The organism is Primorskyibacter flagellatus, from assembly GCF_048268605.1.
GTDB classification, from domain to species: domain Bacteria; phylum Pseudomonadota; class Alphaproteobacteria; order Rhodobacterales; family Rhodobacteraceae; genus Primorskyibacter; species Primorskyibacter flagellatus.
Genome location: NZ_JBLWVF010000007.1, coordinates 58,337 through 72,070 on the forward strand (window position 1 = coordinate 58,337; position 13,734 = coordinate 72,070).

Below are 13,734 nucleotides of genomic sequence, written 5' to 3' on the forward strand. Positions count from 1 at the left end.
ATACCACTGCCGCACAGGTTTCGGTCTGCGCGTGCGCTGCGGGGCCTCAGCCGTAATGCGACACCGGGGTGCCCGCGACGGCGGCCATGTTGAGCAGCCCGCGCGGCGTGATCGAAGGTGTCACGATGTGGGCGCGGTTGCCCATGCCCATCAGGATCGGGCCAACCTCCAGCCCTCCGGCTTTCACTTTGAGGATATTGCGTGTTGCCGAGGCGGCGTCGGCATGACCGAAGATCAGCACATTCGCGGTGCCTTCCAAACGATTTTGCGGGCAAAGACGCTCGCGCAGTTCGGGGTTCAGGGCAGCATCGACGTTCATTTCGCCCTCGTAGCTGAAATCGCGCGGCTCCCGGTCGAGTATGGCAATCGCGTCGCGCAGACGTTTGCCGGAGCCTTGGGCCTGGTTGCCGAATTGCGACTGAGAGCAGAACGCGATATTCGGCGTAATACCGAAACGGCGCACATGCCGTGCAGCGCCAATCGCGGTTTTTGCCAATTGTTCCGGCGTGGGCAGTGACCAGACATGCGTGTCCGCAACGAATAGCGGCCCGTCCTCAAGGATTATCATCGAGAGCGCACCCAGCGGATTTTGCGTCTCGGTGCCGAGGATCTGGGAAATGTAGTTCAGATGCCAGCGGAACTCGCCGAACGTGCCGCAGATCAGACTATCGGCTTCGCCGCGATGGACCATGACGGCCCCGATTGCCGTGGTATTGGTGCGCATGATCGCGCGGGCCACGTCCGGGGTGACGCCGCGGCGCGCCATGATTTCGTGGTAGCTGCCCCAATAGTCGCGATAGCGCGGATCGTTTTCCGGGTTCACGATGCTGAAATCGCGATCGGGGAGGATCTCCAGTCCCATCCGTTCACAGCGGGCGGCAATCACCTCGGGGCGACCGATCAGGATCGGCAGTTCCGTGGTTTCTTCCAGAATGGCCTGTGCGGCGCGCAGCACGCGCTCGTCCTCGCCCTCGGCAAACACGATCTTGCGGCTGGCCGTCGCTGCGGCCTGAAACACCGGGCGCATCAGCAGGGCGGACTTGTAGACCGAGGCATCCAGTTTGCGGCGGTAGGCCTCCAGGTCATCAAGCGGGCGCGTTGCCACGCCGGTCTCCATCGCCGCGCGGGCCACGGCAGAAGACACGATGCTCGACAGGCGCGGGTCAAAGGGTTTCGGGATCAGATAATCGGCACCGAATGTCAGTTGCTCGCCCTGATAAGCGGCAGCGGCTTCGGCGCTGGTTGTGGCACGGGCGAGTTCCGCGATGCCTTCGATACAGGCGATTTTCATCTCGTCGTTGATCTCGGTGGCGCCCACATCCAATGCGCCGCGAAAGATGAACGGAAAGCACAAGACGTTGTTCACCTGGTTCGGAAAGTCGCTGCGCCCGGTGGCGATGATTGCATCCGGTGCAATCTCGCGCGCGATGTTGGGCATGATTTCCGGCGTCGGGTTGGCAAGGGCAAAGATGATTGGGCGTTTGGCCATCTGGCTGACAAGTTCAGGCTTCAATACGCCGGGACCGGACAGGCCCAGAAACAGGTCAGCCCCTTCGATCACTTCCGCCAGCGTCCGCTTGTCAGAGGCTTGTGCAAACGCTGCTTTTTGCGGGTTCATGTCCTCGGTCCGGCCCTCATAGACCAGCCCGTTCACGTCGCACAGCCAGACGTTTTCACGCTTCACCCCCAGCTTCAGCAGCATGTTGAGGCAGGCAATACCCGCCGCGCCACCACCGGTGGAGACGATCTTGATGTCCTCGAACGCCTTGCCCGCGACATGCAACGCGTTTGTGGCGGCAGCCCCCACAACGATGGCCGTGCCGTGCTGGTCATCGTGAAAGACCGGAATATTCATCCGCTCGCGGCACAGCTTTTCAACGATGAAGCAATCGGGTGCCTTGATGTCCTCAAGGTTGATCGCACCGAAAGTGGGTTCCAGCGCACAGACGATATCGGCCAGTTTCTCGGGATCGGTTTCGTCCAGTTCTATATCGAAACAGTCGATGCCCGCGAATTTCTTGAACAGGACGGCCTTGCCCTCCATCACCGGTTTGGACGCCATCGCCCCGATATTGCCCAACCCCAGAACCGCGGTGCCGTTGGACACGACGGCGACAAGGTTCCCGCGTGCGGTGTAGCGGGCAGCGGTGCTGTTGTCGGCCTGAATCTCAAGGCAGGCCTCTGCGACACCGGGCGAATAGGCCCGTGACAGATCGCGCCCGTTGGCCATGGGCTTGGTCGCGCGGATTTCGAGTTTTCCGGGTTTGGGAAACTCGTGATAGTCAAGCGCGGCTTGCCGTGCTGTATCGCTGGGATTGTCGGCCATGGGATCCATCCTCCGGGTGTCTTTACGTCAGGCTTAAACCACTGTCGGGTGAAGCGGAACCATGGACAGCGCGAAACACCTTTTGATAAATGCGAACAGTCGCTGTTTCGACAGGCGCAGCAAGGGAAGGCTTGCAATCCCCCGGCGCGCTAACGCACCATTGCCGGACTGGTGGATGCGGGGGAGAGGACAGATGTCACTCAGACAGTCAGCGTTGGATGTGCGGGACCGGGCCTATGCGCCGTATTCGGGGTTCAAGGTCGGGGCCGCGATCCGCGATACCGATGGCACCGTCCATTTGGGCTGCAATGTTGAAAACATCGCCTATCCCGAAGGAACGTGTGCCGAGGCGGGGGCAATCGCTGCGATGATCGCTGCGGGCGGCGCGCGTCTGGCAGAGGTCTATGTGGTGGCCGATGCGCCGATGCCGGTGACGCCATGCGGGGGCTGTCGGCAGAAACTGGCAGAGTTCGGCGCGGGGGATGTGCGCGTGACCATGGCCACAACCTCTGGCACCGAACAGGCGATGACCCTGGCCGATCTGCTGCCCGGTGCCTTCGGCGCAGAGCACATGAGCCGATCAGAGCCGGGCGGCACCTGAGCATGGATGCCCGTGCCGTGAATGCCGCTTTGCGCAAGGGACAGGCGCTGTCGTCAGAGCAATTGGCGTGGTTCGCGCAAGGTCTGGCCGATGGGGCGGTGTCGGACGCGCAGGCCGGTGCCTTTGCCATGGCCGTCTGTCTGCGTGGGCTTGGCGAGGAGGATCGCGTGGCGCTTACCCTTGCGATGCGCGACAGCGGCGATGTGCTGCGCTGGGATCTGGACGCGCCGGTGATCGACAAGCATTCCACCGGTGGGGTGGGTGATTGCGTCAGCCTTGTGCTGGCACCTGCGCTGGCGGCTTGTGGCGCGTATGTCCCGATGATCTCTGGCCGGGGTCTGGGCCACACCGGTGGCACGCTTGACAAGATGGAGGCTATTCCGGGGCTGGTCACGGCGCTGGACGGGGATCGGTTTCGACAGGTCGTGCGTGACACGGGCGCCGCCATCGTCAGCGCCAGCGCCGATATCGCCCCCGCCGATAAACGCCTTTATGCGATCCGTGATGTGACCGGCACCGTCGAAAGCCTTGATCTGATCACCGCCTCGATCCTGTCCAAAAAACTGGCGGCGGGGCTGGACGGGTTGGTGCTGGACGTCAAGTTGGGCACGGGGGCGTTCATGAAGACGCCCGAGGACGCGCGCGCGCTGGCGCAGGCGCTGGTCAAGACCGCCAATGCGGCAGGGTGCCGGACCACGGCGCTGATCACCGATATGAACCAGCCGCTGGCATCGTCGCTGGGCAATGCGTTGGAGGTGGATGCCAGCCTGCGCGTGCTGACCGGGCTTGACGATGGCTCGCTTGGAGAGTTGAGCGCAGAGCTTGGCGGCGCGCTGCTCGCCTCGGCCGGGTTGGCCGCGAGTGCGGAGGAGGGCAGAGCGAAAATCGCCGAGGCGATCCGGTCAGGCACCGCGGCAGAACGGTTCGCCCGGATGGTCTATGCCATGGGCGGCCCGGTTCATTTCGTCGAGGATTGGCAAAGGTTTCTGCCCGAAGCGCCGGTGATCCGCGAGATCACCGCCACTGCGTCCGGCATTGTCACGGCCATTGACGGCGAAGCTTTGGGGTTGGCGGTGGTCGACCTTGGCGGCGGGCGTCAGGTGGAAACCGATGTGGTTGACCCTGCGGTCGGGCTGTCAGACATCGTGCGGCTTGGCGTGCGTGTCGAGAAAGGACAGCCACTGGCGCGTGTCCATGCCGCACGGCTTGGTCAGGCCGATGCGGCAGAGGCGGCGGTGCGCGCCGCAATCAGCCTTGGCGATATGGCCCGCGACCTGCCGCCGCTCGTGCATGAAAGGATCACCTCATGAGCCGCGCTTTTCTGGTTGTGATCGACAGTGTCGGCATTGGCGGCGCACCGGATGCGGATGCGTTTTTCAATGATGGCGTGCCGGATACCGGTGCCAATACGCTCGCCCATATCGCACAGGCCTGCGCCGAGGGGCGCGCCGAAGAGGGCCGCTCTGGTCCGCTGCGCCTGCCTACGCTCGACGCGTTGGGCTTGGGGGCGGCGGTCCGGCTGGCCTCTGGCGACAATGTGCCGGGGCTGGGTGCCGAACCCGTGGGCCTTTGGGGGGCCGCGACGGAGGTTTCTCCGGGCAAGGACACGCCGTCGGGCCATTGGGAACTGGCGGGCCTGCCGGTGCCCTGGGACTGGACCTATTTCCCGAAACAGACGCCCGCCTTTCCCGACGACCTTGTGGCGCAGGTCTGCAAGATCGCGGGCACGGATGGCATTCTGGGCAATTGCCACGGCTCCGGCACGGTGATGCTGGACGCATTCGGCGCAGAGCATATGCGAAGCGGTTGGCCGATCTGCTACACCTCTGCCGACAGCGTGTTCCAGATCGCCGCGCATGAAGAGACCTTCGGGTTGGATCGGCTGCTGGATCTATGTGAAAAACTGGCCCCGACGCTGCACGCCATGAAGGTCGGCCGCGTCATCGCCCGGCCCTTCGTCGGCGAACCGGGCCATTTCAAACGCACCGGGAACCGGCACGACTACGCAATCCGTCCGCCGGAACCTGTCTTGACCAACTGGGTGCAGGATGCGGGGCGTCAGGTTTACGGGATCGGCAAGATCGGAGACATCTTTTCGATGGAAGGGATTGACGAGGTCCGCAAGGGCGACGATGCCACGCTGATGACACATCTGTCCGATCTGGTCGATGACGCCCCCGAAGGCAGCCTGACCTTTGCCAATTTTGTCGAGTTTGACAGCCTTTACGGGCATCGCCGCGACGTGTCGGGCTATGCCCGCGCGCTGGAATGGTTCGATGCAAGGCTGGCGCGGCTGCTGCCGCGGCTTCGCGGCACCGACATGTTGCTGATAACCGCCGACCACGGCAACGACCCCACATGGACCGGCACAGACCACACGCGCGAGCGGGTGCCGGTTCTGGTCGCGGGCCGGGATGCGGGGTCGGTCGGACAGGTTGCTTTTGTTGATGTGGCCGCCTCTGTCGCGGATCATCTGGGCGTGGCCAGTCACGGCCCCGGAAGGAGTTTTCTATGAGTTTTCGATCCCTGCCCAAGGTGGAGTTGCACCTGCACCACGAAGGTGCCGCCCCGCCGGAGCTCATCCGGCGGCTCGCGGCCGAAAAATCGGTGAACCTGGCGGGCGTCTTTGCCGAGGATGGCAGCTATGCCTATCGTGATTTCGTGCATTTCCTCAGCGTCTACGAGGCGGCGACACAGGTCTTGCAAAGCCCCGAGGATTACGCCCGCCTGACGCGCGCCATCCTGGAACAAAGCGCCGAAAACGGCGTGATCTATGCCGAAACCTTCCTGAGCCCCGATTTCTGCGGCGGCGGCGATGTCGGGGCCTGGCGCGAATATCTACAGGCCATTCGTGAGGCTGCGGAGGAAGGCGAGCGCGATACCGGCGTTACCTTGCGGGGTATCGTCACCTGCATCCGCCATTTCGGGCCGGACCGCGCCAAGCCGGTGGCGCGTTGCGCCGCCGAGACGGCGGGCGACTGGATTGTAGGATTCGGCATGGGGGGCGACGAGAATATCGGCAAACAGTCCGATTTTGCCTACAGCTTCGACATGGCGCGAGAGGCCGGGCTGCGGCTGACCACCCATGCGGGCGAGTGGCGCGGCCCGCAAGAGGTGCGCGAGGCCATAGACGATTTGCATGTCGAACGCATCGGGCACGGTGTCCGCGCGATAGAGGATCTGGCGCTGGTCGATGACCTTGCCGAACGCGGCATCGTTCTGGAGGTTTGTCCGGGGTCAAACGTGCGGCTTGGGGTCTATCCGCGCCTCTCTGCGCATCCGATTGAAAAGCTGCGCGCGCGCGGCGTCAAAGTGACAGTCTCGACCGACGATCCGCCGTTCTTTCACACCACGATGACACAGGAATATGATAACCTCGCACGGGTGTTTGGCTGGGACGAGGATGATTTTCTCGACCTTAACCGTATTGCCGCCAACGCCGCGTTCTGCGATGACGCCACCCGCGCCCGCATTCTGAAAAAACTGGAGCCCGCATGACCGATCACCTGAACGTCGTTTTGCACCCCTTGGTGCAGCATAAACTGACCCTCATGCGCAAGAAGGACACGTCGACCGGGGTGTTTCGGCAGTTGCTGCGCGAAATCAGTCAGTTGCTCGCCTATGAGATCACCGTCAATCTTCCGATGACCTCACGGACCATCGAGACACCGATGACCGAGATGGAAGCGCCGATGCTGGCTGGCAAGAAGCTGGCGCTGATCTCTATCCTGCGGGCAGGCAACGGGCTGATGGACGGCGTTTTGGAGCTGATCCCCTCGGCCCGCGTCGGCTTTGTCGGGCTTTACCGGGACGAAGAAACACTCCAGCCCGTGCAGTATTACTTCAAGGTGCCGGACAGCCTGAAAGACCGGCTGGTGATTGCGGTGGATCCGATGCTGGCGACCGGCAATTCGTCGGTTGCGGCCATTGATCTGCTCAAAAAGGCAGGGGCGACGAATATTCGCTTTCTGTGCCTGTTGGCGGCACCCGAAGGGGTTGCCAGGATGAAAGAGGCGCATCCGGACGTGCCAATCGTGACGGCAGCCTTGGATGAACGGTTGGACGAGAAGGGCTATATCGTGCCCGGTCTTGGCGACGCCGGAGACCGGTTGTTCGGCACCAAGTAGAGCAATCGCCGGATGTCGAGAACCTTCGGGACGGTGTGGAAAATGGCAAGATATTGGCGGGGACAGATATGCGGATCGCGAGTTTGATTGCATCGGCGATGCTGGTCATTGGAACCAGTGCTTTCGGGCAGGAGGCCGGAACAGCGGCCGGGCAGGGGGCTGGTGCATCATCCGGTGATCTGCTTCATGCCCCGGCCGAAGCGCCACCCGCAGAATTTCCCGGCGCGCAATATGTCGACAGCCGGGGATGCATCTTCGTGCGCTCAATAGACGACGGGCGCGAGGATTGGGTACCCCGCATCGCCCGGTCCGGGCAGATGATTTGCGGCGCAGTTCCAAGCCTGACGACCCTTGCCGGACAGACACCGCAGGTCAGGCCGATGGCGCGGCGTGCACCGGCCACCGGGGGTTCTGCCGCAGGCAGCGATACAGCCGCGCGGAATGCGACGCAGACAATTCCCAATATTGTCGGCACGCCCGACCCGAACGGATTGCCCGGCAGGTTCGTGCAGGCCGGATCTTTCAGAAGTGAAAAGACGGCGCAGGAAGCCGTCCAGAAGATCGCGGGCACCGGCTTGCCAGTGACAGTCAAACGCTGGCGGCGCGGCAGGGTGTATTATCAGGTCGTTTTGGCTGGGCCACTTCATGGCACAGTCGCGCAGGAGCGCGGCGTGCGTATCGTGCGGGGCGAAGGTTTCAGCGACGCCTATCTAAGAGACTGAGGCGTTTCGCGTCCGGGCAGCGGAAATACGGCAACGCTCGTCGCCTGGCGTTCAGCCATCGCAGATGGTTTGCAGGCGGATCCAGTTGCTATCGCTCAGGACTGACGTGTCGGACCCTGTGGGATAGGGGTCGGCCTCGATCAGGCCCAGCACGGATTCGCCCGATACGTCTCGGGCATAGGCATAGGGTGCGGTGCGCAGCTTCGCTTTGGTAAAGGCGGCAATCAGCTCTGCGTCAGGCAGGGGGTCGGGCGGCGCGGTCAGGATGCGTTCGGCCTGTGCGTCAAGTGTTTCAGGGGTGAGTTCGCCGCGCGTCAGAAGACGCAGGCTGGACCAGAAACCAGCGGAACGCAGCAGCGCCTCCAATGGATCTTGACGGTCGGCACGCAGCGCTTCGGCGACGATGTAACCGGCAGGCACGTCCGCATCCTCGAAATCCTCGACCAAAGCGCGGTTCATCAGGATCGTGCCTCCGGGCAGGTGGGCGGTTTCCCGCACGCCGTCGGGCAGAACAACCAATCTGTCAGGCGTGTCCAGAAGGCGCAGTGACAGCGCCTGCAACGCCGGTTGCGCGGCGCGGTCGGCGCAGGCTTGGCCCGAAATGCGGGTAATGCGCGACAGCAGGCCCTCACCGATCTCGGTGCGTTTGACGTCCGGGATCACCGTGACGGTGTGATGCAACAAGGCACCCGGCAGCCAGACGAAAGCCAGCGCAGCCACGACCGCTGCGGCCGACAATGTCAGCACCATTCGCAAACGTCCGGGTTTTGGGCGCCGACGGTCGATGACCCTGCGCAAACGCTCGATCGCGTCGAGCATTACAGTGGCATCCTCGCTAAGTTCCAGCGTCTCGCCGGGGTCGCCGTCAGGGTGATAAATGGCCGGAAACTGACCGGGATTTGCCCGTTCCAAGGCCGCGAGCGACCAATGCGTCAGTGCCACGTCCCGCAAGTCAGAAATGGTCAGCGTGGCATCGCCCAGCGACACGACGACTTCGCGGCGTTGATCGTCGGCAGTGGCCCGCCAGAGGCCGCTTGCCTCCAATCTGTCGTATTGCTTCAGCGCTGTCATTATCCGGGCTGCTCTGGCTTATTATTGCGCGGAAGCTAGCACGCCGACGACATGCCCGGCAATGCAGCACCGCCCGAGACCTGGCATCTACAGATCGGCCACCCGCTTGCGCAACTCGAATTTCTGGATCTTGCCCGTGGAGGTTTTGGGCAGTTCTTCGAAGACGATCTGTTTGGGCGTCTTGAACCCGGCCAGACGCGAACGGACAAAGGCGATCAGATCCGCTTCTGTCACCGAACGGCCCTGTTTCAGCTCGACAAAGGCGCAGGGCACTTCGCCCCACTTGTCGTCGGGTTTGGCCACCACCGCACACAGGCTGACCGCCTCATGCGCCATCAGTGCGTTTTCCACCTCGACCGAAGAGATATTTTCGCCCCCCGAGATGATGATGTCCTTTGCGCGGTCGGCGATCTGGACATGGCCGTCAGGGTGCATCACGGCAATGTCGCCGGAATGGAAATACCCACCCGAGAAGGCCTCGGCGGTGGCCTCGGGGTTCTTGAAATACCCTTTCATCACGCCGTTGCCGCGGAACATGATCTCGCCCCGGCTGGCGGCGTCCCGCGGCACGTCGGCCATTGCGTCATCCATCACGGTCACACGGTCAAGAAACGGCATCGCCACGCCTTGCCGGGCCTTGACGGCGGCGCGCTCATCTCCTTCAAGGCGGTCCCATTGCGGCAGCCAAAGGCTTTCGGTGCCGGGGCCATAGGTTTCCGTCAGGCCGTAGACCTGCGTGACGTTGAACCCCATGGGTTCGATCTGTGACAGGGTGGACGGGGCAGGCGGCGCGCCTGCGGTGAAAACCTCGACCGTTTGGGAAAATTCGCGGCGGTCGCCTTCGGACGCGTTGATCAGCGCGTTCAGCACGATGGGCGCGCCACCGAAATGCGTGACGCCCTCATCCGCGATGGCGTCGAAAATTGCCTTGGCGGTGATGTCGCGGCAGCACACTACGGTGCCGCCGACCATCGGCATCATCCAAGTGTGGCACCAGCCATTGCAATGAAACAGCGGCACGATGGTCAGATAGACAGGCTGCAACGTGATGCGCCAACTGATAACCTGCCCCATGGCGCTAAGATACGCGCCGCGATGGTGACAGACCACGCCTTTCGGATGCCCCGTGGTGCCCGAGGTATAATTGAGCGCGATGCTTTCCCACTCGTCCTGCGGCAGAATCCATTCGAAATCCGGGTCCGCCGAGGTCAGCAGATCCTCATAGGTCCGGTGCCGTCCGCTGGCTTTGAACCCTGCCTGCGGATCGGGGCATTCGATCAGCGTTGGTTTGGGGCCGTCCAGCGCGGCGATGGCGTTTTCCGCCAATTCGATGAACTGGCTGTCGACCAGCAGCACCTTGGCACCGCCGTGATCCAGAATGTAGCTGACCGTGGCAACGTCCAGCCGGGTGTTGATCGTATTGAGAACCGCGCCACAGGCGGGTGCGCCGAAATGCGCCTCTGCCTGCGTGGGCAGGTTGGGGATGATCGTCGCCACCACATCGCCCGGCGTCACGCCAAGCGCGGTCAGCCCGGATGCCAGCCGCGTGCACCGCTTATAGTATTCGGCATAGGTCACGCGGTGCGTGCCGTAGACCATTGCTGGCTCGTCCGCGAACACGTCTGCCGCGCGGATCAGCCCGGAAAGCGGTGTCAGCGGCGTATAGTTCGCGGCGCATTTATCCAACCCGGTTTCATCTGCAAGCCACCCCATCGGAACCTCCGCAATTTGCTGTGTTGGCTGACTATGCGGCGCTTTGCCGAGAGTGAAAACCCCTTTGCGCTTTTCCCCGGCTGCTGTCGCGCTAAACTGCCGCGCATGATTATTTCCGAAGGCCGCGCCTATATCTTCGTGCATATCCCCAAGACCGGCGGCACCTCGATGGCACTGGCGCTGGAAGCGCGGGCGATGGCCGGGGATATTCTGGTTGGCGATACCCCGAAGGCGCTGCGCAGGCGCAGGCGGCTGAAGCGTTTGCAGCCACGCGGGCGGCTTTGGAAACACAGCACGCTGGCGGATATTGAGGGCGTGCTGACGCCTGCGCAGATCGCCGCGATGTTCACCTTCACCATCGTGCGCAATCCCTGGGACCGGGCGGTCAGCTATTATCACTGGCTGCGCGCGCAGAGCTTTAGGCATCCGGCCGTGACACTGGCGCAACAGGCTGATTTCGCGACGTTTCTGCGTGATCCGCAGATCGTGCTCAGCCTGCATGGCGCGCCTGCGCGGCACTACATGACGGATGCGACGGGGGTTGAGCGTGCATCGGCCTACCTGCGGCTGGAACATATCGAAGAGGACATGCCGTTGCTCTCTGGGCATCTGGGGTTTACGCCCGATTTGCCGCATGTAAACCGGTCGGAGCGGGCGAATGACTATCGTCAGCACTACGACGACGCGCTGGCCGAGCATCTGGCAGAGGTTTGCGCCGAGGATATCGCCCGCTTTGACTATCACTTCGACGGGCAGGATTAGGCAGGACGTCAGGGTGCCGGGCGGACCTCTATGGTGTTGACAAGTTTGCCGTTGGCGCGGTCGAAAATCAGGATACGGTCATCGGCCGTGACCACCGCGTACCAGTCCGATCCTTGGGTAAAGGCGGTGGCCGTGGTCCCGTCCGGCAGGGTGATCGTGTCCGGCAAAGGTGCGCGTTGGTCAGAGTAGCGGATGACAACCAGCGCAATGATGATTAGAAGTCCCGCGATCATCGTGCCGGTCAGGATCGTGACCAGCATCCGCAGAAATTTCAAGTTTGCCGGTTCTTCGAAACTCTCGTCCGGCTGAGGAGCGTCATCCATGGATACCACCGTGATTAGCGTCACGATCGGGCTGGCCCCGCCGCCCCGCCTTGATAAGGCGCTTTCGCGGGATGTGCCAGACGAGGCATCGCTGTCGCGTACACGGCTGGCGCGGCTGATCGCTGAAGGCTGCGTCGTGTTGAACGGCGCGGTGGTGACAGACGCCAAGGCGAAGGTGTCAGAAGGCGATGTGCTGGAGATCACCGTGCCGCTGGCGACCGAAAGCCATATTGGCCCGGAACCGATTCCGCTTGAGATCGTTTATGAGGATGACGACCTTATCGTGGTGGACAAGCCTGCGGGGATGGTGGTGCATCCCGCGCCGGGCACACCGACGGGTACACTGGTCAACGCTCTTTTGCACCACTGTGGCGACACGCTGTCAGGTGTCGGCGGCGAAAAACGTCCCGGCGTTGTGCACCGGATCGACAAGGATACGACCGGATTGCTGGTTGTGGCCAAGACGGACCGGGCGCATCACGGGCTGGCAGCACAGTTTGAGGCACATACCGCCGAACGCGCCTATCTGGCGATTGTCCACGGCATGCCCGACACGGGTGATCCGCGTCTGCGCGGCATTCGCGGTGTCTCGGCGGAACCGGGCGCGGTGATCCGCATCACCACGCAACTGACGCGCCACAAGACGGACCGGCAAAAGCAGGCCGTGGTGTTCAATGGTGGACGACATGCGGTGACGCGGACGCGGGTGCTGGAAGGGTTTGGAACACCGCCTGCGGTGGCGCTTGTCGAATGCAGGCTGGAAACCGGGCGAACGCATCAAATCCGAGTGCATATGGCCCATGCCGGTCACGGGCTTGTTGGGGATCAGACCTATGGCGGGCGCCGGAAGATCGCGGTAAAGGCCCTGAACGACGCGACACGAGACGCTGTATCGGCGTTTCCGCGACAAGCGCTGCATGCCGCCGTGCTGGGATTCAAACATCCCGCGAGCGGTGAGGTGATGCGGTTCGAGTCGCAGCTTCCCGCTGATATGGCGCTGCTTTTGGCGCGATTGCGCGCATGACGCGGTCAAATGCACAGCACATGCGCGTGAACGCACTGACATATTGATTTCTTCCCGACGGAATTGTCTTAACTAAACGTTATAGTTTTGCACGCTACGGGAGTTGAAAGCCCGTACCGAGATGCCTAAGTAAATGTTAAGCCCTTAAACATGGGGAGGGACATATCCATGAGTAACTACAAAAACCTGCCGGCACCGACGCCAGAGGGCGGCCTGAACCGCTATATGCAGGAAATCCGGAAGTTCCCGCTGTTGGAGCCGGAAGAAGAATACATGCTGGCCAAACGCTGGGTCGAAGAGCAGGACACCGAAGCCGCCCACAAGATGGTGACATCTCACCTGCGTCTCGCGGCCAAGATCGCCATGGGTTATCGCGGCTACGGACTGCCGCAGGCCGAGGTGATTTCCGAGGCGAATGTCGGTCTGATGCAAGCGGTCAAACGCTTTGATCCAGAGCGCGGCTTCCGCCTTGCGACCTATGCGATGTGGTGGATCCGCGCCTCGATCCAGGAATATATCCTGCGCTCGTGGTCGCTGGTGAAACTCGGCACGACCTCTGCCCAGAAAAAGCTGTTCTTCAACCTTCGCAAGGCGAAATCCCGCATCGGCGCGCTGGAAGATGGCGATTTGCGGCCCGAGCATGTACAACGGATCGCAAACGATCTTGGCGTGACAGAGACCGAAGTCATCTCCATGAACCGTCGTCTGTCGGGCGGTGATGCGTCGCTGAACGCCACTGTCGGTCAAGAGGGCGAAGGCTCTATGCAGTGGCAGGACTGGCTGGAGGATGAAGACGCCGACCAGGCCGGCGACTATGAAGAGCGTGACGAGTTGGAAACGCGTCGGGCGCTGCTCGCGGAAGCAATGTCGGTGCTCAACGATCGCGAAAAGGACATTCTGACCCAACGCCGCCTGACCGATCAGGCCGTTACGCTGGAAGAACTGTCCGGCCAATATGATGTCAGCCGCGAACGTATCCGGCAGATCGAGGTGCGCGCCTTTGAGAAGCTACAGAAGAAGATGCGCGATCTGGCAAGCGACGCCGGGATGACACCGACGCAGTAA

The 13,734-nt window shown here is 62.5% G+C and carries 13 protein-coding genes; 9 read left to right on the forward strand and 4 right to left on the reverse strand.

Annotated features, from left to right (window positions below):
- Window positions 1-46: 46 nt before the first annotated feature.
- The gene (locus tag ACN0WV_RS09915) at window positions 47-2,326 is read right to left on the reverse strand and encodes an NADP-dependent malic enzyme (protein ID WP_417605433.1); all 2,280 of its coding nucleotides are present in this window, start codon (window positions 2,324-2,326) and stop codon (window positions 47-49) included.
- A 193-nt stretch (window positions 2,327-2,519) separates the two neighbouring features.
- Between ACN0WV_RS09915 and ACN0WV_RS09920 the strand changes: the two genes are divergently transcribed.
- From ACN0WV_RS09920 to ACN0WV_RS09945, 6 genes are all read left to right on the forward strand, one after another.
- Window positions 2,520-2,927, forward strand: a complete 408-nt coding sequence (locus ACN0WV_RS09920; RefSeq protein ID WP_417605434.1) for a cytidine deaminase — start codon at window positions 2,520-2,522, stop codon at window positions 2,925-2,927.
- Window positions 2,928-2,929: 2 nt separating this feature from the next.
- On the forward strand, window positions 2,930-4,237 hold the full coding sequence (locus tag ACN0WV_RS09925) for a thymidine phosphorylase (RefSeq protein WP_417605435.1): 1,308 nt from the start codon (window positions 2,930-2,932) through the stop codon (window positions 4,235-4,237).
- Window positions 4,234-5,442: a phosphopentomutase gene (locus ACN0WV_RS09930; RefSeq protein WP_417605437.1), complete on the forward strand. Its 1,209-nt coding sequence runs from the start codon at window positions 4,234-4,236 to the stop codon at window positions 5,440-5,442. The genes ACN0WV_RS09925 and ACN0WV_RS09930 overlap by 4 nt, the downstream gene beginning before the upstream one ends.
- The gene (locus ACN0WV_RS09935; protein WP_417605438.1) at window positions 5,439-6,425 is read left to right on the forward strand and encodes an adenosine deaminase; all 987 of its coding nucleotides are present in this window, start codon (window positions 5,439-5,441) and stop codon (window positions 6,423-6,425) included. Before ACN0WV_RS09930 ends, ACN0WV_RS09935 begins: the two co-directional genes overlap by 4 nt.
- A complete protein-coding gene (gene upp / locus ACN0WV_RS09940) occupies window positions 6,422-7,054 on the forward strand; it encodes a uracil phosphoribosyltransferase (protein ID WP_084354751.1) in 633 nt (210 codons plus the stop codon). Before ACN0WV_RS09935 ends, upp begins: the two co-directional genes overlap by 4 nt.
- Before the next feature lie 68 nt (window positions 7,055-7,122).
- Complete coding sequence (locus ACN0WV_RS09945; protein ID WP_417605440.1) at window positions 7,123-7,776, forward strand: SPOR domain-containing protein; 654 nt, start codon at window positions 7,123-7,125, stop codon at window positions 7,774-7,776.
- 51 nt (window positions 7,777-7,827) lie between these two features.
- Here ACN0WV_RS09945 and ACN0WV_RS09950 read toward each other — a convergent pair whose 3' ends face one another.
- On the reverse strand, window positions 7,828-8,847 hold the full coding sequence (locus tag ACN0WV_RS09950) for a M48 family metalloprotease (protein WP_417605442.1): 1,020 nt from the start codon (window positions 8,845-8,847) through the stop codon (window positions 7,828-7,830).
- Between the two features lie 87 nt (window positions 8,848-8,934).
- Window positions 8,935-10,560, reverse strand: a complete 1,626-nt coding sequence (locus tag ACN0WV_RS09955) for an AMP-binding protein (protein ID WP_417605444.1) — start codon at window positions 10,558-10,560, stop codon at window positions 8,935-8,937.
- A 105-nt stretch (window positions 10,561-10,665) separates the two neighbouring features.
- On the opposite strand from ACN0WV_RS09955, the gene ACN0WV_RS09960 reads away from it, so the two are divergent.
- Window positions 10,666-11,322, forward strand: a complete 657-nt coding sequence (locus tag ACN0WV_RS09960) for a sulfotransferase family 2 domain-containing protein (RefSeq protein ID WP_417605446.1) — start codon at window positions 10,666-10,668, stop codon at window positions 11,320-11,322.
- 8 nt (window positions 11,323-11,330) lie between these two features.
- Here ACN0WV_RS09960 and ACN0WV_RS09965 read toward each other — a convergent pair whose 3' ends face one another.
- Entirely contained in the window at window positions 11,331-11,645 is a 315-nt protein-coding gene (locus tag ACN0WV_RS09965) for a DUF6476 family protein (RefSeq protein WP_084354763.1), read from the reverse strand.
- Between ACN0WV_RS09965 and ACN0WV_RS09970 the strand changes: the two genes are divergently transcribed.
- Window positions 11,644-12,669 carry an RluA family pseudouridine synthase gene (locus ACN0WV_RS09970; protein WP_417605448.1) on the forward strand — a complete coding sequence of 342 codons (1,026 nt, stop codon included), beginning with the start codon at window positions 11,644-11,646 and terminating at the stop codon, window positions 12,667-12,669. The two genes, ACN0WV_RS09965 and ACN0WV_RS09970, sit on opposite strands and share 2 nt — an antisense overlap.
- 168 nt (window positions 12,670-12,837) lie before the next feature.
- Window positions 12,838-13,734, forward strand: coding sequence for an RNA polymerase sigma factor RpoH (gene rpoH, locus ACN0WV_RS09975; protein WP_417605450.1), 897 nt, complete (start codon window positions 12,838-12,840; stop codon window positions 13,732-13,734).